Consider the following 20,102-nt stretch of genomic DNA (forward strand, 5'->3'; position numbering starts at 1 on the left):
CCTGATGATAAGCACTCAACCATGAACCTGCCCGTCTCCCCCGCCCTGTTCACCCCCAGCTGGCACGCCGAGCTGGAACTCGGCTACGCACGTTTCGGCGACACCACGCGCCCGGTAATGCGCCGCCACCTCGGCCCGCTGCGGGTGCAGAAGCACCTGTATGCCGAAGGTCCCGAGGTGTGCCAGCACATCATCGTGCACCCGCCCGGCGGAATTGCCGGTGGTGATCGCCTGGACATCAGCGCGCATGTCGGCACAGGCGCCTGGGCCCAATTGACCAGCCCCGGCGCGGCCAAGTGGTACCGCGCCAGCGGCCCGGCGTTTCAGCAACTGGACTTGACCGTGGAAGCCGGCGCGACCCTGGAGTGGCTGCCCCAGGAAACCATCGTGTTCAGCGCCGCCCAGGCCGAGCTCACCACGCGCATCCAACTGCACGGCGATGCGCGGCTGTTCTACTGGGACGTCATTGCCCTCGGTCGCCCGGCCAGTGGTGAGCGTTTCGACCTCGGCCACTTCCAATCGCACTTGGATATCCGCCGCGACGGCCAGTTGCTCTGGCATGAGCGCCAGCGCATTGTGGGCGCCGACGGTTTGCTCGACTCGCCCATCGGCCTCGACGGCCAACCGGTGTTCGCCACGCTGTTGCTGACCGCCGAGATCGAACCGCAACTACTCGAACAGTGCCGCGCCCTGCCCCACGCCGTGCGCGGCGACCTGACCCAACTGCCCGGTTTGCTGGTCGCCCGCTGCCTGGCCAGTGAAGCGCTGTTGGCGCGGGGCTGGTTGATTGATTTATGGAAACTGTTACGCCCGGCGGTGCTGGGCCGTGAAGCCGTTTCACCGAGAATCTGGAGCACATGAAGATTCGCACTGCAGGAGCCGGCTTGCCGGCGATCGCGGTGGCTCAGTCACGAAGGTTTCGCCTGATAGTCCGCCATCGCTGGCAAGCCAGCGTCCACAGGGATCTACGGTGTTTTTATGAATAACGTTTTGAAGGACCTTGAACCATGGATCTGACCCCACGGGAAAAAGACAAGCTGCTGATCTTTACCGCCGGCCTGGTGGCCGAGCGCCGCCTGGCGCGCGGGGTGAAGCTCAACTACCCGGAAACCATCGCGTATATTTCCGCCGCCCTGATGGAAGGCGCCCGCGATGGCCGCACCGTGGCCGACCTGATGCATTACGGCACCACCCTGCTGAGCCGTGAGCAAGTGATGGAAGGCATCCCGGAAATGATCCCGGATATCCAGGTGGAAGCCACGTTCCCGGACGGCACCAAGCTGGTCACCGTCCACCAACCGATTGCTTGAGGGACCGAGCATGTCCATCTCCCTGCGTGACGCCGTGCACGCCGACCTGCCGGCGATTCGCGATATCTACAACGACGCGGTGCTCAACACCACGGCGATCTGGAACGAACAACCGGTGGACCTCGGCAACCGCCAGGCCTGGTTCAGTTCGCGCCAGGCCCAGGCCTATCCGATCCTGGTCGCGGTGGAAAATGATGAAGTGATCGGCTACGCCTCGTTCGGTGACTGGCGTCCCTTCGAAGGCTTTCGCTACAGCGTCGAACACTCGGTGTATGTGCGCAACGACCAGCGTGGCAAAGGCCTTGGCCCCCTGCTGATGCAAGCCCTGATCGAACGCGCGCGCGCCTGTGGCAAACACGTGATGGTCGCCGCCATCGAAAGCGGCAACCAGGCCTCGATCCGCCTGCATGAACGCCTGGGTTTCATCACCACCGGGCAGATGCCCCAGGTGGGCATCAAGTTCGGCCGCTGGCTGGACCTGACCTTTATGCAACTGACATTGAATCCGGGCGCGCAACCGCCCAAGGAGTGAGATCGATGAGCGCGACCCAACTGCGTCGAGTCAATGCTGAAAGTTTTGCCCACTACCGCCAGGGCTTGGTGGAGCTGCTGCTCGACGCAGTCAAGCACGGCGCGTCGGTGGGTTTCATGGCCGACTTCGATGAAGCCCAGGCCCGCGACTATTTGCAAGGCGTGCGCGCCAGCATCGAAGACACCAGCCTGCTGCTGTGGGTGGTGGTGCGCGACGAACAGGTGATCGCCAGCGTGCAATTGGCGCTGTGCCTGAAAGCCAACGGCCTGAACCGCGCCGAGGTGCAAAAACTGCTGGTGCACAGCAGCGCGCGACGCCATGGCCTGGGCCAACAGTTGATGAACACCCTGGAACTCGCCGCGCGCCAGCACAAGCGCGGCCTGTTGTACCTGGACACCGAAGCCGGCTCGGGCGCCGAGGCCTTCTACCAGTCGCTGCGCTACACCAAGATCGGCGAACTGCCCGACTACTGCCAAAGCCCGGACGGGCGCTACACCCCGACCGCCATCTACTTCAAGACCTTGGGGCAACCTGCATGATTCCTGGCGAATATCAGATCCAGCCTGGCGAGATCGAACTCAATGTCGGCCGCCGCACCGTCACCCTGAGCGTGGCCAACAGCGGCGACCGCCCGATCCAGGTGGGCTCGCATTACCACTTTTTCGAGACCAACGACGCACTGACCTTCGACCGCGCATTGAGTCGCGGCATGCGCCTGAATATTCCAGCGGGCACGGCGGTGCGGTTCGAGCCTGGGCAAAGCCGTGAAATCGAACTGGTCGATTTGAGCGGCGGACGCCGGGTATTTGGTTTTGCCGGGCGGATCATGGGCGACCTCTAGGCCCCATCGCCGGGAAGCCGGCGAAAGCGAGCGCGCGATCCCACATTCACTTAATTCCCAAGGCAATCACATGAAGATTTCCAGACAAGCCTACGCCGACATGTACGGCCCCACCGTCGGCGACAAGGTCCGCCTGGCCGACACCGAGCTGTTCGTCGAAGTGGAGCAGGACTTCACCGTCTACGGCGAAGAAGTGAAATTCGGCGGCGGCAAAGTGATCCGCGATGGCCAGGGCCAGAGCCAACTGCTCGCCCACGAGGTCGTCGATACCCTGATCACCAACGCGCTGATCATCGACCACTGGGGCATCGTCAAGGCCGATGTGGGCCTCAAGAATGGCCGCATCCATGCCATCGGCAAGGCCGGCAACCCGGATATCCAACCCGGTGTGACCATGGCCATCGGTGCCAGCACCGAAGTGATCGCTGGCGAAGGCATGATCCTCACTGCCGGCGGCATCGACTCCCATGTGCATTTCATCTGCCCGCAGCAGATCGAAGAAGCGCTGACCAGCGGCGTCACCACCATGATCGGCGGCGGCACCGGCCCGGCCACCGGCACCAACGCCACCACCTGCACTTCGGGTCCGTGGCACCTGGCGCGCATGCTGCAGGCCAGCGACTCGTTCCCGATGAACATCGGCTTGACCGGCAAGGGCAACGCCAGCCTGCCGGAGCCGCTGATCGAACAGGTCAAGGCCGGCGCCATCGGCTTGAAGCTGCATGAAGACTGGGGCACCACGCCCGCCAGCATCGACAACTGCCTGAGCGTCGCCGACCAGTACGACGTGCAAGTGGCGATCCACAGCGACACCCTCAACGAGTCGGGCTTCGTCGAAACCACCCTGGCCGCGCTGAAGGGCCGCACCATCCACACCTATCACACCGAGGGTGCCGGTGGCGGCCATGCGCCGGACATCATCAAGGCCTGCGGCTTTGCCAACGTGCTGCCCAGTTCCACCAACCCGACGCGGCCGTTCACGCGCAATACCATCGACGAACACCTGGACATGTTGATGGTCTGCCATCACCTGGACCCGAGCATTGCCGAAGACGTGGCCTTCGCCGAAAGCCGCATCCGCCGCGAAACCATCGCCGCCGAAGACATCCTGCACGACCTCGGCGCCTTCTCGATGATCAGCTCCGACAGCCAGGCCATGGGCCGTGTCGGCGAGGTCATCACGCGCACCTGGCAGACCGCCGACAAGATGAAAAAACAGCGCGGCGCCCTGCCCGGCGACGGTCCGGGCAACGATAACTTCCGCGCCAAGCGCTACATCGCCAAATACACCATCAACCCGGCGATCACCCATGGCATCAGCCATATCGTCGGCTCCATCGAAGTCGGCAAATGGGCTGACCTGGTGCTGTGGCGCCCGGCGTTCTTCGGCATCAAGCCGACCCTGATCCTCAAGGGTGGTGCGATTGCCTCCAGCCTGATGGGCGACGCCAACGCCTCGATCCCGACCCCGCAACCGGTGCACTACCGCCCGATGTTCGCCAGTTTTGGCAGCTCGTTGCACGCCACCAGCCTGACCTTTATCAGCCAGGCAGCGATGGACGCAGGCCTGCCGGAAGCGCTGGGCCTGAAGAAACAGATTGGGGTTGTGAAGGGCTGTCGCGACGTGCAGAAAACCGACCTGATCCACAACGATTACCTGCCGGATATCGAGGTGGACCCGCAGACCTACCAGGTCAAGGCCGATGGGGTGTTGCTGTGGTGCGAGCCGGCGGACGTGTTGCCGATGGCGCAGCGGTATTTCCTGTTCTGACCCCCGAATCGTGCAGGAGCCCGGCTTGCCGGCGATAGCAGTCTCTAGAACGCTATCGTCGGCAAGCCGGGCTCCTGCAAGGGCGCGTCAGAAATTGGCGCGAGGATCGAAGGCAGCTTTCTGCGCCAACGCCTGCCACAACGCTTTCACCTCGTCATCGCCTGCCGGTGGCATCACCGCCTTGAGCTGCACGTAAAGGAAGCCGCGCTGCCCGGCCTTGTTCAGCAAGCCATGGCCCTTGGCGCGCATGCGCTGGCCGTTCTGGCTGCCGGCCGGCACCTTGAGGTTGATCTTGCCGGTCAGGGTCGGCACCGCCACTTCCGTGCCCAACGCCAATTCCCATGGCGCCAGGGGCAGGTTGATGACCAGGTTCTCGCCATCCACCTCGAACTTGGGGTGCGGCGCAAACTTGATGATCAGGTACAGGTCGCCATTCGGCCCGCCGCCGATTCCCGGTGCGCCCTGGCCCTTGAGGCGAATGCGCTCGCCGTCGGTCACGCCGGCAGGGATCTTCACGTTCAGGCTCTTGGTGGTGTTGCTGACATGCCGGCCCGAGGCGTCGTATTGCGGCACCTGGAAGCTGATCTGCTTGGACTCGGTCGACAGCGTCTCCTCGAGGAACACCGACAGCTGCATCTCCACGTCCTGGCCTTTACGCCCGGCAGGACGGCGCTGGCCGCCTCCGAAGGCATCGCCACGCGAGCCGAAGATCGAACTGAAGAAGTCCGAGAAGTCGCCCGCGTCCTGGCCGCCACCAAAGCCGCCACGGCTCTGCCAGCCCGGTGGCCCCTGGAATGGCTGGCCATGTTGGCCGTATTTGCGCAGTTCGTCGTATTCCGCGCGCTTATCCGCGCTTTTAAGCGCTTCATAGGCTTCGGACGCGTCCTTGAACTTGGCTTCGGCGTCTTTTTCCTTGCTGACATCCGGGTGGTATTTGCGTGCGAGCTTGCGATAGGCGGCCTTGATTTCCTTGTCATCGGCGCTCGGCTCGACACCCAGAATCTTGTAGTAGTCTTTGAAATCCATCGGCGGTTCACCATCCTTAATCGAGATCGCACAGCCCGGGGCACAACGTGCGCTGCATTGCACCTGTTGAGTGCTGTGGCCTGGGGGTGCGTCAAAGTGTTATCGGCGCTAGCCGTATGCACAAGATGTGGGGGCGAAACGCGCACTTTCAAGCACCATTTAACGGATAGTCGGCCTACGCATTCCTTTGCGACTGGCATACACTGCGCGGCCGTTTTTCAACCGGAACCCGATAGACATGAAAAACCCATCCCCAGCCCGTGCCTGCGGCATCGACTTTGGCACGTCCAACTCCACCGTCGGCTGGATCCGCCCCGGCGAGGAGACGCTTATCGCGCTGGAGGACGACAAGATCACGTTGCCGTCGGTGGTGTTCTTCAACTTCGAGGAGCGCCGCCCGGTCTACGGTCGCCTGGCCCTGCACGAGTACCTGGAAAACTACGAAGGCCGGCTGATGCGCTCGCTCAAGAGCCTGCTGGGTTCCAAGCTGATCAAGCACGACACCAGCGTATTGGGCACGGCCATGCCGTTCACCGACCTGCTGGCGCTGTTTATCGGCCAACTCAAGAGCCGTGCCGAGACCACCGCCGGCCGCGAGTTCGAGGAAGTGGTGCTGGGACGTCCGGTGTTCTTCGTCGATGACGACCCGATGGCCGACCAGGAAGCCGAAAACACTCTGGTGGATGTAGCGCGCAAGATCGGCTTCAAGGACATCTCGTTCCAGTACGAACCGATTGCCGCGGCCTTCGACTACGAGTCGACCATCGAGAAGGAAGAGCTGGTGCTGATCGTCGACATCGGCGGCGGTACCTCCGACTTCTCGCTGGTGCGCCTGTCACCGGACCGCCGTCACAACGACAACCGCCACGACGACATCCTCGCCACCGGCGGTGTGCACATCGGCGGGACCGACTTCGACAAGCAACTGTCGCTGGCCGGCATGATGCCGCTGTTCGGCTACGGCAGCCGCATGAAAAGCGGCGCCTACATGCCCACCAGCCACCACATGAACCTGGCGACCTGGCACACCATCAACTCGGTGTACTCGCAGAAATCCCAGCTGGCCCTGGGCAGCATGCGCTACGACATCGAAGACACCGGCGGCATTGACCGCCTGTTCAAGCTGATCGAACAGCGCGCCGGCCACTGGCTGGCGATGGAAGTGGAAGAAACCAAGATCCAGCTGACCCACGAAGACAGCCGCCACGTACTGCTCGACCGGGTTGAACCTGGCTTGAGCGTGGACCTGAGCCGCAGCCTGTTCGAGTCGGCCATCGACGGCCTGCTGGAGCGCGTGCGCAACAGCGTCACGCAATTGCTGGCCGACGCCTCGGTGGACGTTGCCCAAGTGGACACGGTGTTCTTCACCGGCGGTTCGAGCGGCATCCCGGCCCTGCGCCACAGCATCTCGGCAATGCTGCCGAATGCACGGCACGTGGAAGGCAACATCTTCGGCAGCATCGGCAGCGGCCTGGCGATCGAGGCAAGCAAACGCTACGGCAGTTGAGCGAGACGCTGGCCAGAGGAGGCTTGAGGCAACCAGAGCCTCTTGTGGCCTGCAGGGCTTGATGAGCCAAACAAAGTCTCCTGTGACCTGCAGGGTTTGATATGGCTGATGAGCTTGTTGTGGCTGATGGGCTTGATGTGGCTGTTGAGCTTATTGTGGTTGCCGGGCTTGATGTAGCTGATGAGCTTATTGTGGCTGCCGGGCTTGATGTGGCTGATGAGCTTATTGTGGCTGCCGGGCTTCTTGTGGCGAGCGGGCTTGCCCCGCGTTGGGCTGCGAAGCAGCCCCATCAAGGATGAATGCGCTGTTTCAGGTATGCCTGGGATGATGGTTTTGGGGCTGCTTCGCAGCCCAACGCGGGGCAAGCCCGCTCACCACAAAAAAGCCCACTCATCGCAGGAGACGCCAACCCGCCCTAGCGGAAATAAATCGACCACAGCCCCAGAAACGTCAGCCCCCAGACCACCACCCCCGGCACGATCACCAGGTAGTTCCATGGGCTGAAACGATCATTGCTCTCGCCGTCGGGATCCCCCGCGGCAAAATTGATCAGGCCTTGGGACTGCTGCAGGATGTAGGCACAGATCGGAATCGCCAGCATCGTCAGGTTCTTATACGCAGACCACGCCTCGATCCGCGCCGCCGCCGCGTCGAACATATTGGCGCCCACCGTCAGCACCACGAAAACCGTCGCCCACTGTTCAAAATCGAAGTCGAACTTGCGGCCGCTCTCGACTACGCGCCGGTAGGCCAGGCGATAGAGCTTGTGGATAAAGAAAATAAAAAAGAACGCGCGCGCCACTGGCAACATATCGGCCTGGTTGGCCTGCTTGTACAAGCTCCAGTTTTTATACGCCCAGACATAGGTGTAAAGCCCAAAACTGAGCAGGCTCAGGATCAGCAATTTCTTTTTGGAAATGACGTAAAACTCGGCTGACGGCCGCGCTGTGTCGGTCAGCTCCGCCGTTGGCGGAGCGTAGAGATTGTCGCTCACTGCATGTTTCCCCTTAAGTCCCTTTAACGTTCTCGTGACTGCATCAAACCATGCCAGCGAGCTTCAACTCGCTCTTCAAATACGCGTAGTAGATCGGCCCCGCCACCACGCCCGGCAAGCCAAACGCGGCTTCAAACACCAGCATCGCCAGGAGCAACTCCCACGATTTGGCACTGATCTGCCCGCCGACAATGCGCGCGTTGAGGAAATACTCGACCTTGTGGATCACGATCAGGTAGCCCAGCGCCGCCACCGCCACCCAGATCGACAACGACAGCGCGACGATAGTGATCAGCGTGTTGGACATCAGGTTGCCGATCACCGGCAGCAGGCCGAGCAGGAAGGTCAGCACGATCAGGGTCTTGGTCAGCGGGAGGTGAATGCCACACAGCGGCAGCACCACGGCCAGGAAGATCGCGGTAAAGGCCGTGTTCAGCGCGGCGATTTTGATCTGGGCGAAGACGATGTTGCGAAAGGCCTGGACCAGCAAGTGCAGGCGGTCGAACAGCGCAGCGGCGAGCGGCTTGCGCTTGGTAAGGTCGGGCACGCGCTGCAGCGCGATGATCGCGCCGAGCACCATGCCGATCAGCAGGGTGACGAACATGTGCGCGGCGTCTTTGCCGACCAACTGCAGTTCGCTCAGGTGTTTGCTCAGCCAATCACCGATGGCCACGCGGAACTCGGCGGCGCTGGCGGGCAAGTAGGCGTCGAGGAAAGGCGGCAGCTGGCCGCGCGCGCGGTCGACCACGCCCATGAACTTGTCGAGGGACGCCCCGGGATTTTCTGCTTCGTGGAGCAGGAAGCTGATGGCGCCGGCGAAGATCAGGGTCAGCACGCTGACGATCAAGGTGCCGAGCAAGGCCACGGCCAACCAGCGCGCGCGCCGGCCTTCGATCAGCCGCTGCAACTGCGGGGTAAGCATGTTGACCAGTTCATACACCAGCAGGCCGGCCAACAGGCTGGGCAGCAGCTTCAGCGGCAGGACCAGCAATAATCCACCGAAAATGATGACGCAACTGACCAGCAACAACACGTGACGCTGAGAAAACGTTGGCATACAGCCTCAAAACGAACGGCGTTAAAGGATGTTGTAGGAGCCGGCTTGCCGGCGAAAAACGCAAGGGCACCGCGTTTAGTCTGGATAAACGCGTGAGCGTTCCCGCTTTTTCGCTGGCAAGCCAGCACCTACAGGGGGCTGTGTGCGAGTGTCGCAGCCTTCTATGGCCTGGGGCTATTATTTCTTCAGGCAGGTGCTCATAAAGGTTTTGCGCGCGTCGCCGGTCAAGGCTTTGGTCTTGGCGTCGGCATTGCAGTCTTTCATCTTCTGCTGCTGGGGCGTCAGGGTCTTGGCGTCGTTGGCAGCGGGAGCCGCCTTGAGACATGTACTCATAAAGGCTTTGCGTTCATCGCCTTTGAGCGCCTTGGTGGTGGCGTCGGCATTGCAGGTGGTCATTTTATTTTGCTGGGCAGTGGCGGCAAACCCTTGGGAACACAGCAGCAGGCCCATCATCAACAGCGGAATACGCAGCATCTTCATGGAGTTTTCTCCCTGTTACCGTGCCGGGGGGCACGGCCTACCGAGGAGTGTAGTCAAAGCCTGTTACATCTTCACCGGCCGCGGATATTTGTCCGCCGGTACTGCTCCGGCGTGCAGCCGGCATGGCGCTGGAACATGGCGATGAAGGCCGAGGCGGTGCTGTAGCCCAGGTCGAAGGCGACGTGTTGCACGCTGCGCTCGCTGTCGAGGGCTTCGATGGCGGCGAGGTAACGCAGGCGCTGGCGCCATTCGCCGAAACTCATGCCCAACTCACGCACAAATTGCCGCGCCAGGGTGCGCTCGCTGACGTGCACCTGCTCGGCCCAGTGCGCCAGGGGACGATTGTCGCCGGGGTCGGCCTGCATGCCTTCGAGTACGCCGAGCAGCCCGGGGTGACGCGCGTAGGGCAGGAAGCAATCGTGAATCGGCGCCTGCCTGAGTTGGTCCACCACCACGTCAGCCAGACGGCGGTCGGCGTCGCTCTGAGGGTTATTCACATCACGCTGGGCAAAATCCTTGAGGATTGCCTTGAGAATGTCGCTGATCGCCAAGGTGCAGGGGTGCTTCGGCAGTTGCTCGCACAGCTCCGGGGCCAGGCCCACCGAGTGGTAGATGATCGCGTGGGCGTTGTAGGAGCTGTGCTCGGTCTGCGGCGGCACCCAGACCGCATACTGCGGCGGCGACATGAAGCGGCTGCCGGCCACTTCCATGCGCATTACCCCACTCGCCGAATAATCCAGCGAACCCCACAAGTGCTGGTGCGGCGTGCACTCGGTATCCGGGGCAAAATCGGAGTAGCGAAAGTACACCGGGCTGGGGAGCCGGGCGAAATCGGCGAGGCGGACGATGTGTCTGGGCATATTGTCTGGATACAGGCGCAGGTTGTCTGGATCGCAGTATAGGCTGCGATCCAGACAAGGGGATAATCCTGCCTCATCAACACACCTGGTTTCTTTCGATGCAATACGCGTATCCGCTGCTGGCTATCTTTATCTGGGCCGGCAACACCGTGGTCAACAAGTTGGCCGTGGGCTCGATCTTCCCTGCAGAAATCGGCTTTTATCGCTGGTTGCTCGCAGCGCTGCTGTTTACCCCGTTCATGCTCAAGCCGGTGATTGCCAACTGGTCGATGATCCGCCCGAACCTGGGCAAGGTTTTCATCCTCGGCGTGCTGGGCATGGCCGTGTACCAGAGCCTGGCCTATTACGCCGCCACGCTGACCAGCGCCACCAACATGGGCATCATCCTCTCGCTGATGCCGTTGATGGCATTGACCGCCGCCATCATCAGCCTCGGCCAGCGCCTGACCTTCGGCGCCCTCACCGGTGCCGTGCTGTCATTTGCCGGCGTGGTCGTGGTGGTCTCGGCCGGCAGCCTCGGCGCGCTGCTGCAGCACGGCGTGAACCTCGGCGACGGCATGATGCTGGTGGCCACCCTGGCCTATGCGGTCTACAGCACCCTGCTGAAAAAATGGCAGCTGCGCCTGCCGCCGTTGGTGCTTCTCTATCTGCAGGTGCTGGTGGCGGTGGTGGTGCTGTTTCCGCTGTTCCTGTTTTCGGCGAAAGCGGGCCTGGGCTGGGCGAACATCCCGCTGGTGCTGTACGCGTGCTTGCTGGCGTCGATGCTCGCGCCGTTGGCGTGGATGCATTCGGTCAAGACCCTGGGGCCAAGCCGCACCACATTGTTTTTCAATCTGCTGCCGCTGATCACCGCGCTGATTGCAGCCGTGGTGTTGAAGGAGGAGTTGGCGCTGTATCACCTGGTGGGTGGCTTGCTGACGTTGGGCGGGGTGATCTTGTCGGAGCGTTGGACCACGCCGGTGCGCCGCGAGGCCAGCGCGGCCTGAGCCCTCGCTATCGCGGGCAAGCCCGCTCCCACAGTGAACCGCGTTGCTTGGTGGGTGCTGGCTTGGCGGCGATGAACGATTACGCGATTGGGCCGGCTAAACCCCGTCGGCTTTCAATCGCTGCGCATGCTCGACGAACAAGCGGATCGGCTCCGCGCCCTTGCCCACCAGCCCCATGGACTGGTTGACGATGTCGAAGTGGTCCAACGCATAGTCATCGCCGATCACCCGTCCCAAATGCGAACTGTAGCGTCCGACCATGCCGTCACACTGACCCTTTTCCCGCACAAAACTGCGCGCGAACAAACGGCAACTGCGGTTCGTGCCGTCCAGCAGGTTGCGCCCGCGATCGGTCTTGCCCGGCTGTAAAGTGCCGGACCACGAGTAATAGCGCACGCCATTGACCACCTCGGCGCCGTGCCCACCCCAGGTATCGGGCAACCCCTGGGGATACTGGCGATTGAACAGGGCCACGCCGGCGCTGGTCAGGGAATGGTGCGAGGCCTGCAGATCAGCCTTGAAGCGCGGCCCGCGATAGCCGGTTTCCAGCACGCCCATCACCCAGGCAACCAGATGGAACAGCGCGCTCATGATCCGCCCTTTCACACTCTCGGCCGGGTAATGAAGGTGGATATGGTCCGCCAGTTCCGAACCCTGATTGGGCCCGGCCACCGACGTCACCGACGCCACCCAGTCAGGGCGCTTGGCCGCCGCATAGCGGGCGGTAAGCGCGCCCTGGCTATGGCCGATCAGGTTGACCTTGTCGGCACCGGTGTCACGGCGAATCTGTTCGATTTGCGTCAGCAGTTGCTCACCCCGCACCTCGCTGGAATCCAGCGGCGCCACCTGCACGGCAAACACCTGCGCGCCACCGGCCCGCAGCGCCGGGACGATGCCGTACCAATAGGGAAACAACCCCACTCGCACGAAGCCGAGCATGCCGGGTACCAGCACCAGGGGATAACGCGTGGTGAGCGGTTGGGGCATGACGCTGACATCCTGGTCGTTAGGGCGATTGAACCATCCTAGACCAAATGACATGACCGCCCCATGAACAGGCGATGGTTTGCAAATGCTCGACGCCGTTGAAATCCGATAAAACTTTTTGCGTCACACAGGACTCACAACTTGGAGCGATCACGCCGGTAGAGCGTGGCGTAAAACCGGATTAGCACCAGGAGATTGAGATGACTGAAGCAAACTTGACTGACGTTGCGACCCTGCGCAGCCGCGCCCGCCAGAACGTCGAAAACGGTGCCGTGACCGAGGGTTACGACGCCGACCGCGAAGAGATCATTCGCCTGCTCAACGCCTCGTTGGCCACAGAACTGGTGTGCGTGCTGCGCTACAAGCGCCACTACTTCATGGCCAGCGGCGTCAAGGCCCAGATCGCCGCCGAGGAATTCCTCGAACACGCGACCCAGGAAGCCGAACACGCCGACAAACTTGCCGAACGTATCGTGCAACTGGGTGGCGAACCGGAGTTCAACCCGGACCTGCTGTCGAAGAACTCCCATGCCCAATACGTGGCGGGTAACAGCTTGAAGGAAATGGTCTACGAAGACCTGGTGGCCGAGCGGATCGCGGTGGACAGCTACCGTGAAATCATCCAGTACATCGGCGACAAGGACCCGACCACCCGCCGTCTGTTTGAAGAGATCCTGGCTCAGGAAGAAGAGCACGCAGACGACATGGCTGACATCCTCGAAAGCCTGTAACCCCCGCAACACCCTGTAGGAGCCGGCTTGCCGGCGATGATGGCCTCAAGCTCTCTACCGAGAACCAAGGCCTCATCGCCGGCAAGCCGGCTCCTGTTTTTTTGTGTCGGATCAGCCTTTCACGGTCTTCGGCGCCTTGCCTTCCTTCATCTGCTGCAGCAACGGTGCGCATTGGTTCGGCTCATCGCCGCTGGGGGCGACCAGCGCCAGCAACCCGGCAGCCGGGCCGGCGATCACGCCCAGGGCGACCATGCCCGCACCACGCAGCGCCAATGGGATGGCTTTCACCCCGGCATTCGGCTTGATGAACGGGCCGTTGACGTACAGCGGGGAACGCAGGGAGAACAGGCGGAAGCCCTTGGATTCCGGCGTGATGGTGAGGTCGAGCTGCTCGGTGGCCATGTTCGCCGTGCCATCGATGTAGATGATGGCGTTCTCGGTATCGAACACAAACAGCCGCGTGGTCGCCAGGCCAGTCTTGATGCCGAAGTCCGCCGCCGCGCAATTGATCTTCACTTCCTTGTCGCCAAACAGGCGGCCCACCACGTAGTTGCCGACGTTGAGCCCGGCGATTTCCATCAGGCTGCGGCTGATGGCGCCATCGTTGATGAGCATTTTCAGGTCACCGTTGGAGGTGCCCAGCAGCGCCGCCACAGAGTTGCCGCGCCCGGAAATATCCGCGTCGCCGTTGAGTTCACCAAAGCTGGTTTTCATCGGCTCGAAGGTCGGGAACAGCTGCTTGAGCTTGAAGTTGCGCGCAGTGAGCCGGGCACGGCCCTCCATGGGCGTGGTGCGACCATTCAAACGGATCTGCGCGTCCAGCTTGCCGCCGGCCACGCCGAAACGCAGGGGTTCCAGGCTCAGTTCGCCGTCGTTGAGGATCAGGTGGGTATAGAGGTCGGTGAACGGCAGATCGGCACTGTGCACGATGCGCTTGCCGGTGAATTCCACATCGGCATCCATGTCGCGCCAGCGCTCGGTGCGGAACTCTTCCACCGGCAGCACTTTGGTCGCCGGTTGTTTGCTTTCGCCGCCCCGGGCCTTTTGCTTGGCGTTGGAGTCGGCGCCGATCAGGGGCGCGAGGTCGGTCATCAGCAATTGATTGGACACCAGCGCGCCGCTGAGCTTGGGCCGTGGCTGGCTGGCGACGTAGCCGAGGTTGCCGTGGATGTCACTGTCACCGATCTTGCCGTTGAAGTTTTCGTACCGGAAAGACGCACCCGTCGGCTCGTGCAGTTTGGCGATCAAGTGCCCGTCAGTGGCGTAGGCCGGCGAGTCCGGCAGGGTCACGCCCGTCAGCGGGTACAGGTTGCCCAGGCTGGTGCCGGAGAGTTTCAGGCGCAGGTCGAGGGCGCCGAGGTTCAGCGGGTCGGTCAGGGTGCCGGCCAGCGCGATGCTGGTGTCGGCGATCTTGACCTGGGCCTGCAGCGGGAATGGCTTGGCCGCGTCCTGCAGGGCCAGCAGGCCACCGATTTTGCCGCTGCCGTCGAGTTTCTGGCCATGGTACTGGCCTTTGACCTTGAGCCCGAACGCGTAGTCCTGCGGTGCCGAGCCTTTTTCCAGGGCCTTCTTGGCATCGGCGTCGCCGACGATTTCGCCAAACGGAATCGGCTTGCCCAAGGGGTCGATGATCACGTCGAGCTGAGTCTTGAGAGTCTGGTCGTCGAGGGTGACGTGGCCCTTGTCGAAGCCGATGGCGCCAATGTCCACCACCCAACTGGAGGGTTCGGCGTTAGGGTCCTTGGGGTCGAACTTGAATGTCCAGTTGGCGCGGCCGTCGGCCAGGCGCTGCAACTGGGCACTCGGCTCGGTGAGGTCGATGCGCGGGATCACCACGCGCTGCACCAGCAGCGCCAGCGGCGAAATACGCAGCTCGACCTTCTTCAACGTGACCATTTGCGGCTGTTTCGACCAATCGGGATTGCCCAGGGTCAGGTCTTCGGCAATCACGTGGGGCCATGGCACCCAGGCACGCCAGCCGCCTTCGTCGGGCTCACGCGCCCACACCACGGCCAGGTTGCCATTGATGGCAAACGGGCGATGCAACTCTTCGGAAACCTTGGCATTGAGGGGCGGCTTGATGCGGTTCCAGTCAAAAAACACCAGGACCAGCACCAGGATGGCGATTAACAGAACGAAGCTGGCGCAGCTCCAGGCGACGATTTTACGAGTGCGCGTCATTGCACAGGACTCCTCAACACGAATAGCTGAACTACAGCTCATAAGGCTACGACTGGCAAACCGCGCGGGGGTTTAACTCGATCGCGGATTTAGTCGCAAAAAGCCATTTTCCTGATCGACCAGACAGATTCGATCATCAACGGGCGCACCATTGTTACCCATGTTCGTGTCGAAAATACCCACCTCGGTGCAAAAGCGCGTGCTTGAGAGGCCCGTTCTAGAGCGGCTCTGGCGAACAATCAATTCTGTTGATTATTACCATTGTGTTTATGAACTTTTATATCGACTTATCAAGAGTAGCATTAGCCTTGTACCCACTTTATCGCCCTCCCAAGGAGCAACCCATCATGAAACGCCAAGTACTCGCTACCGTCCTGCTGTCTGTCCTTGCTTCCAGTGCCTTTGCCCTGCCAGCAGCCGAACAGGCAACTCCACAGAACAAAGCCCAAGCCGTTCAATCCAGCCAGACCCTGGCTCGCAGCGGTTCGCAAGAAGAAGAGAATCGTGACTACGCCAAAGGCGGCGTGGCTGAAAACGGTTCGGAACAGGCCAACAAACGCGCCTACACCGAAGGTGTTGCTGAAGGTGGCCGTGATCGCCTGGAACAGAAAGGCCTGGTCGAAGGTGGTTCTGAACAAGCCAACAAACGCGCTTACACTGAAGGCGTTGCCGAAGGCGGCTCGGACCGTCTGCAAGAACTGCATCAAGCTCAGAGCTAACCCCGTGGTGGCCCTGAAAAAAGCCCGATCAGCCGATCGGGCTTTTGACTTTTCATAGCACCTGTCACCCCGCCTGCCCAGTCAAGTTCGACGCCAGCGAAGCTGTTTTGCTAGAGTGCAGCGCTGTACTTGTCGACAAAAGCCCGCCCGCCAATGCTGCCCCGCGCCGAACAAAAGCAACAGACCCGCCTCGCCCTGATGGACGCAGCCCGCCATCTGATGGAGTGTGGCCGTGGGTTTGGCAGCTTGAGCCTGCGTGAAGTGGCGAAGACGGCCGGCATCGTGCCTACCGGTTTCTATCGTCATTTTGCCGACATGGACCAGCTCGGACTGGTATTGGTCAGTGAAGTGGGCCAGACCTTTCGCGCCACGATTCGCCTGGTGCGCCACAACGAATTCGTGATGGGCGGCATTATTGATGCCTCCGTGCGGATCTTTCTCGACGTGGTCTCGGCCAACCGTTCGCAATTCCTGTTCCTGGCCCGCGAGCAATACGGCGGCTGCCTTGCCGTGCGCCAGGCCATCGGCGCCTTGCGCGAAGACATCACCCGCGACCTGGCGGCCGACCTGACGCTGATGCCCAAGCTGCAACACCTGGATGCCGAAGGCCTGCACGTGATGGCCGACCTCATCGTCAAAAGTGTATTCGCCACCCTCCCCGACATCATCGACCCGCCCGCCCAGGCGCTGCCTGCCCACCTCACGCCCCAGGCGAAAATCACCCAGCAATTGCGCTTTATCTTTATCGGCCTGAAGCATTGGCAGGGCCTGGGCAGCACCGAATAAGCGCCTTACCCCGCCGGGTGAAAACGCTTCGCGGTGGTGTAGTGCTTGTTCCAGTACGAATTGCTCAGCGAATCGATACGCACGTTTTTGCCGGCGCGCGGCGAATGAATGAACTTGCCGTCACCGATGTACAGCCCCACATGGCTGACCTGGCCGCGCCCATTACCTTTGAAAAATACCGCGTCGCCAGGCTTGAGTGCATGGCGCTTGATGGTCGCCGCCGTTGATCGATGCATTGCCAGCGTAGTGCGCGGAATCTGGATATTGGCTTCGGTCTTGAACAGGTACACCAGGAAGCTGCTGCAATCGAAGCCCTGCTCCGCCGAGGCACCGCCCCATTTGTAAGGCGTGCCGAGCAATTGGTGGGCACGGTCAACCACATCCTCAATGGACGCTTCTTTAAAGGACGCCGTGAACAAAGGGCGTGGTTGTAGATTGGCCGACGCAGACGAAATGGCGAGAGACAGACTGACAATCACTAAACAAAAAAATGACTTGAACATGATGAACGTCGCATTGGGATAAACACGGCGCACAGCCTAAAGAAACAGTGCGTAACGTTTTGAACGCCGAATCCGCATCACTTGTAGGAATAGTCCTAAAACGCCCATGACAGGTGCGCCCTACTGCCGCGCGCACCACTTTGGTTCACCGCTAGAAACTTCCTACGCCCTCTTTAGTAGCACTACTACACTGCCTACAAGCAATTCCTACCCTTCACCGGGGTTGGCAAGCCCCTTGCTCTAGCACTCTCATCGCTCATTGCCGGAAGCTTCCTGATGCTGGTGATCCACCGCCGAATCGCCCCCCAAGCCCTCTGGGCCGCCGAGCTGCTGCTGAATTTCGAAGCACGCAGCAAAAGCCGCCTGCGCTGTTTCAGTGCCGACGGTGAAGATGTCGGCCTGTTCCTGGAGCGTGGCCAGCCGCCGCTGCACGATGGCGAATGCCTGCAGGCCGAAGACGGACGCGTCGTACGCGTCGTTGCACGACCTGAACAACTGCTTCACGTCACCTGCAGCAGCGCCTTCGAACTGACCCGCGCCGCCTATCACCTGGGCAACCGGCATGTGGCGCTGCAAGTGGGGGACGGTTGGTTGCGCCTGCTCGATGACTACGTGCTCAAGGCCATGCTGGAGCAACTGGGCGCCCACGCCGAGACCATCGAGGCACCCTTCCAACCGGAGCACGGTGCCTACGGCGGTGGCCACCATCATTCGCGGCATGGCGATGAAGATTTCAACTACCCGCCCAAGTTGCACCAGTTCGGCGTGCGCCCATGAACCCAGCCTGGGCGCTGCTGCGTCTGGCCAGTCCGCAATTGCCGATTGGTGGCTACAGCTATTCCCAGGGCCTGGAAATGGCCGTGGAGAACGGTCGCGTCAACGACGCGGCCAGTGCGCGGCGCTGGATCAGCGACCAACTGCTGCTCAACCTCGCACGCTTTGAAGCGCCCCTCTTGCTCGCCCATTGCCGCGCCGCTGCCGAACTCGATTGGCCGCGGCTGACCCAATTGTGCGAAGAGCACCGCGCCAGCCGTGAAACCCGCGAGCTGTATCAGGAGAGCCGGCAGATGGGCTACTCCTTGCAGCAACTGCTCAATGGCCTGCCGGAACTCGACCAAACCGCCGAGGATTTCCTCACCCGCCAGCCAGAGCCGCACCTGGCCCTGGGCTGGGCGCTGGCGGCGCGGGCCTGGACTATCAGCCCTGACGATGCCCTCGCCGCCTGGCTCTGGAGCTGGCTGGAAAACCAACTGGCCGTATTGATGAAAACCCTGCCGCTCGGCCAGCAGGCCGCGCAGCGCTTGACCAGCGAGCTGCTGCCGCTGCTGCAACAGGCCCAGCAGGACGCCAGCCATATCGCCCCCAACCATTTCGGCAGCGCCGCCTTCGGCCTGTCCCTGGCGTGCATGGCCCATGAGCGCCAGTACAGCCGACTGTTCCGTTCCTGAGGCCTTTTACTGTGGAGAAGCACATGAACACACAACCCCTGCGCGTCGGTATCGGCGGCCCGGTGGGCTCCGGCAAAACGGCCCTGACCCTGGCCCTGTGCCTTGCGCTGCGCGACCGCTACAACCTGGCCGTCGTCACCAACGACATCTACACCCGCGAAGACGCCGACTTCCTGGTGCGCAACCAGGCGCTGGCGCCGGAGCGCATCATCGGCGTGGAAACCGGTGGCTGCCCGCACACGGCGATCCGTGAAGACGCCTCGATCAACCTGGAGGCGGTGGACCAGCTCAACCGCCGCTTCCCCGGCCTGGACCTGATCCTCGTGGAGTCCGGTGGCGACAACCTCTCGGCCACCTTCAGCCCGGAACTGTCGGACCTGACCATCTACGTGATCGATGTGTCCGCCGGCGACAAGCTGCCGCGCAAAGGCGGGCCTGGCATTTGCAAATCTGACCTGCTGGTGATCAACAAGATCGACCTCGCGCCGATGGTCGGCGCCTCGCTGGAATTGATGAACAGCGACACCCAGCGCATGCGCAACGGTAAACCCTTTGTGTTCAGCAACCAGAAAACCGGCGTCGGCCTGGCCGACATCGTCGCCTTCATCGAACGCCAGGGCCTGCTGACCGCCGCCTGATCAACCCACAAGGAACCTGTCCATGAGCCTCAACAAACTCCTCGCAGCTGCCGCCCTGCTGCTCGCCCCAGCCCTGGCCTTCGCTCACCCGGGCCACGGCGACAACGGCCTGGTGGCCGGTATCAGCCATCCCCTCAGCGGCATCGACCACTTGCTGGCGATGGTTGCGGTCGGCCTGTGGGCGGCCCAACAAAAAGGCGCCGCGCGCTGGGCCCTGCCGTGCACCTTTGTCGGCACCATGCTGATCGGCGGCGTGCTGGGCTTTGAAGGGCTGGAGCTGCCGGCCCTGGAAAGCGGGATTGCCGCTTCGGTGCTGGCCCTGGGCCTGGCGGTGGCGCTGGCGGTGCGTCCGCCGCTGTTCGTGGCCGTGGCTGCCACGGCGTTGTTTGCGCTGTTCCACGGCGTGGCCCATGGCCTGGAGTTGCCGGACATGTCCAGCCCTTGGGCCTATGCCGCAGGCTTTGTCGGCGCAACGGCAGTGTTGCACGCGGCCGGGTATGCGGTAGTGCGCTTCCTGCCGGCAGCGGCGGCGCCGTTGGTGCGGATTGCCGGCGCGGCTTCGGCGGCGACTGGGGTGTGGTTGTTGGCGGGCTGAGTGTTGTCGCGCCGATAAGGGCCACATCGCAGGCAAGCCAGCCGCCCACATTTGACCGGTTTCACACACCCAAATGTGGGAGCGGGCTTGCCCGCGATAGCGCCAGCGCAAACACCATAGATCCCAAGCCTGCTACCATGCGCGGCAAAC

Annotated in this window: 24 protein-coding genes; 16 read left to right on the plus strand and 8 right to left on the minus strand. The window is 62.1% G+C overall.

Annotated features, from left to right (window positions below):
- Window positions 1–21 precede the first annotated feature (21 nt).
- The 6 genes from C9990_RS28380 (at window position 22) to ureC (ending at window position 4,454) form a co-directional block, all read left to right on the plus strand.
- Window positions 22–861 carry an urease accessory protein UreD gene (locus tag C9990_RS28380; RefSeq protein ID WP_106805296.1) on the plus strand — a complete coding sequence of 280 codons (840 nt, stop codon included), beginning with the start codon at window positions 22–24 and terminating at the stop codon, window positions 859–861.
- Between the two features lie 146 nt (window positions 862–1,007).
- Window positions 1,008–1,310, plus strand: a complete 303-nt coding sequence (ureA, locus tag C9990_RS28385; RefSeq protein WP_003171437.1) for an urease subunit gamma — start codon at window positions 1,008–1,010, stop codon at window positions 1,308–1,310.
- A 10-nt stretch (window positions 1,311–1,320) separates the two neighbouring features.
- Window positions 1,321–1,842, plus strand: coding sequence for a GNAT family N-acetyltransferase (locus C9990_RS28390; RefSeq protein ID WP_065900222.1), 522 nt, complete (start codon window positions 1,321–1,323; stop codon window positions 1,840–1,842).
- A gap of 5 nt (window positions 1,843–1,847) precedes the next feature.
- Window positions 1,848–2,381: a GNAT family N-acetyltransferase gene (locus tag C9990_RS28395; protein ID WP_106805297.1), complete on the plus strand. Its 534-nt coding sequence runs from the start codon at window positions 1,848–1,850 to the stop codon at window positions 2,379–2,381.
- Window positions 2,378–2,683, plus strand: a complete 306-nt coding sequence (locus tag C9990_RS28400) for an urease subunit beta (protein WP_065900216.1) — start codon at window positions 2,378–2,380, stop codon at window positions 2,681–2,683. The genes C9990_RS28395 and C9990_RS28400 overlap by 4 nt, the downstream gene beginning before the upstream one ends.
- A gap of 70 nt (window positions 2,684–2,753) precedes the next feature.
- Window positions 2,754–4,454, plus strand: coding sequence for an urease subunit alpha (ureC, locus tag C9990_RS28405; protein ID WP_106805298.1), 1,701 nt, complete (start codon window positions 2,754–2,756; stop codon window positions 4,452–4,454).
- A gap of 87 nt (window positions 4,455–4,541) precedes the next feature.
- On the opposite strand, the gene C9990_RS28410 is transcribed toward ureC, so the two are convergent.
- Window positions 4,542–5,480 carry a DnaJ C-terminal domain-containing protein gene (locus C9990_RS28410; protein WP_106805299.1) on the minus strand — a complete coding sequence of 313 codons (939 nt, stop codon included), beginning with the start codon at window positions 5,478–5,480 and terminating at the stop codon, window positions 4,542–4,544.
- Window positions 5,481–5,718: 238 nt separating this feature from the next.
- Here C9990_RS28410 and C9990_RS28415 point away from each other — a divergent pair, with 238 nt between their 5' ends.
- Window positions 5,719–6,987, plus strand: coding sequence for an Hsp70 family protein (locus C9990_RS28415; RefSeq protein ID WP_106805300.1), 1,269 nt, complete (start codon window positions 5,719–5,721; stop codon window positions 6,985–6,987).
- A gap of 101 nt (window positions 6,988–7,088) precedes the next feature.
- Entirely contained in the window at window positions 7,089–7,286 is a 198-nt protein-coding gene (locus C9990_RS32375) for a hypothetical protein (RefSeq protein WP_120447513.1), read from the plus strand.
- A 116-nt stretch (window positions 7,287–7,402) separates the two neighbouring features.
- Here C9990_RS32375 and C9990_RS28425 read toward each other — a convergent pair whose 3' ends face one another.
- From C9990_RS28425 to C9990_RS28440, 4 genes are all read right to left on the minus strand, one after another.
- On the minus strand, window positions 7,403–7,981 hold the full coding sequence (locus C9990_RS28425; protein ID WP_065900197.1) for a hypothetical protein: 579 nt from the start codon (window positions 7,979–7,981) through the stop codon (window positions 7,403–7,405).
- A 43-nt stretch (window positions 7,982–8,024) separates the two neighbouring features.
- Complete coding sequence (locus C9990_RS28430) at window positions 8,025–9,038, minus strand: AI-2E family transporter (protein WP_065900195.1); 1,014 nt, start codon at window positions 9,036–9,038, stop codon at window positions 8,025–8,027.
- 177 nt (window positions 9,039–9,215) lie between these two features.
- Window positions 9,216–9,518 carry a PsiF family protein gene (locus C9990_RS28435; protein ID WP_065900193.1) on the minus strand — a complete coding sequence of 101 codons (303 nt, stop codon included), beginning with the start codon at window positions 9,516–9,518 and terminating at the stop codon, window positions 9,216–9,218.
- A 71-nt stretch (window positions 9,519–9,589) separates the two neighbouring features.
- Complete coding sequence (locus C9990_RS28440; RefSeq protein ID WP_106805302.1) at window positions 9,590–10,378, minus strand: helix-turn-helix transcriptional regulator; 789 nt, start codon at window positions 10,376–10,378, stop codon at window positions 9,590–9,592.
- Window positions 10,379–10,476: 98 nt separating this feature from the next.
- On the opposite strand from C9990_RS28440, the gene C9990_RS28445 reads away from it, so the two are divergent.
- Complete coding sequence (locus C9990_RS28445) at window positions 10,477–11,364, plus strand: DMT family transporter (RefSeq protein ID WP_106805303.1); 888 nt, start codon at window positions 10,477–10,479, stop codon at window positions 11,362–11,364.
- 96 nt (window positions 11,365–11,460) lie between these two features.
- On the opposite strand, the gene C9990_RS28450 is transcribed toward C9990_RS28445, so the two are convergent.
- Window positions 11,461–12,351 (minus strand): triacylglycerol lipase, encoded by an 891-nt coding sequence (locus tag C9990_RS28450; protein WP_106805304.1) that lies wholly within the window; start codon window positions 12,349–12,351, stop codon window positions 11,461–11,463.
- A 200-nt stretch (window positions 12,352–12,551) separates the two neighbouring features.
- Here C9990_RS28450 and C9990_RS28455 point away from each other — a divergent pair, with 200 nt between their 5' ends.
- Entirely contained in the window at window positions 12,552–13,082 is a 531-nt protein-coding gene (locus C9990_RS28455; RefSeq protein WP_034105637.1) for a bacterioferritin, read from the plus strand.
- A 111-nt stretch (window positions 13,083–13,193) separates the two neighbouring features.
- Here the strand turns inward: C9990_RS28455 and C9990_RS28460 are convergent, their stop codons facing one another.
- Window positions 13,194–15,263, minus strand: a complete 2,070-nt coding sequence (locus C9990_RS28460; RefSeq protein ID WP_065900188.1) for an AsmA family protein — start codon at window positions 15,261–15,263, stop codon at window positions 13,194–13,196.
- A gap of 347 nt (window positions 15,264–15,610) precedes the next feature.
- On the opposite strand from C9990_RS28460, the gene C9990_RS28465 reads away from it, so the two are divergent.
- Together C9990_RS28465 and C9990_RS28470 are read left to right on the plus strand one after the other, a co-directional pair.
- The gene (locus tag C9990_RS28465) at window positions 15,611–15,982 is read left to right on the plus strand and encodes a hypothetical protein (protein ID WP_065900187.1); all 372 of its coding nucleotides are present in this window, start codon (window positions 15,611–15,613) and stop codon (window positions 15,980–15,982) included.
- A 153-nt stretch (window positions 15,983–16,135) separates the two neighbouring features.
- Window positions 16,136–16,768, plus strand: a complete 633-nt coding sequence (locus tag C9990_RS28470) for a TetR family transcriptional regulator (RefSeq protein WP_065900186.1) — start codon at window positions 16,136–16,138, stop codon at window positions 16,766–16,768.
- A 5-nt stretch (window positions 16,769–16,773) separates the two neighbouring features.
- On the opposite strand, the gene C9990_RS28475 is transcribed toward C9990_RS28470, so the two are convergent.
- A complete protein-coding gene (locus tag C9990_RS28475) occupies window positions 16,774–17,271 on the minus strand; it encodes a C40 family peptidase (protein WP_065900184.1) in 498 nt (165 codons plus the stop codon).
- A gap of 276 nt (window positions 17,272–17,547) precedes the next feature.
- On the opposite strand from C9990_RS28475, the gene ureE reads away from it, so the two are divergent.
- From ureE to C9990_RS28495, 4 genes are read left to right on the plus strand one after another with little or no spacing between them, the layout of a single operon-like run.
- Window positions 17,548–18,048, plus strand: a complete 501-nt coding sequence (ureE, locus tag C9990_RS28480) for an urease accessory protein UreE (RefSeq protein WP_106805305.1) — start codon at window positions 17,548–17,550, stop codon at window positions 18,046–18,048.
- Window positions 18,045–18,719 (plus strand): urease accessory protein UreF, encoded by a 675-nt coding sequence (locus C9990_RS28485; protein ID WP_106805306.1) that lies wholly within the window; start codon window positions 18,045–18,047, stop codon window positions 18,717–18,719. Before ureE ends, C9990_RS28485 begins: the two co-directional genes overlap by 4 nt.
- Before the next feature lie 23 nt (window positions 18,720–18,742).
- A complete protein-coding gene (gene ureG / locus C9990_RS28490) occupies window positions 18,743–19,357 on the plus strand; it encodes an urease accessory protein UreG (protein WP_065900180.1) in 615 nt (204 codons plus the stop codon).
- 22 nt (window positions 19,358–19,379) lie between these two features.
- Entirely contained in the window at window positions 19,380–19,952 is a 573-nt protein-coding gene (locus tag C9990_RS28495) for a HupE/UreJ family protein (RefSeq protein WP_106805307.1), read from the plus strand.
- Window positions 19,953–20,102: the final 150 nt, after the last annotated feature.

The sequence above is a fragment of the Pseudomonas sp. S5D5 genome, from assembly GCF_003013355.1.
GTDB lineage: Bacteria > Pseudomonadota > Gammaproteobacteria > Pseudomonadales > Pseudomonadaceae > Aquipseudomonas > Aquipseudomonas aylmerensis.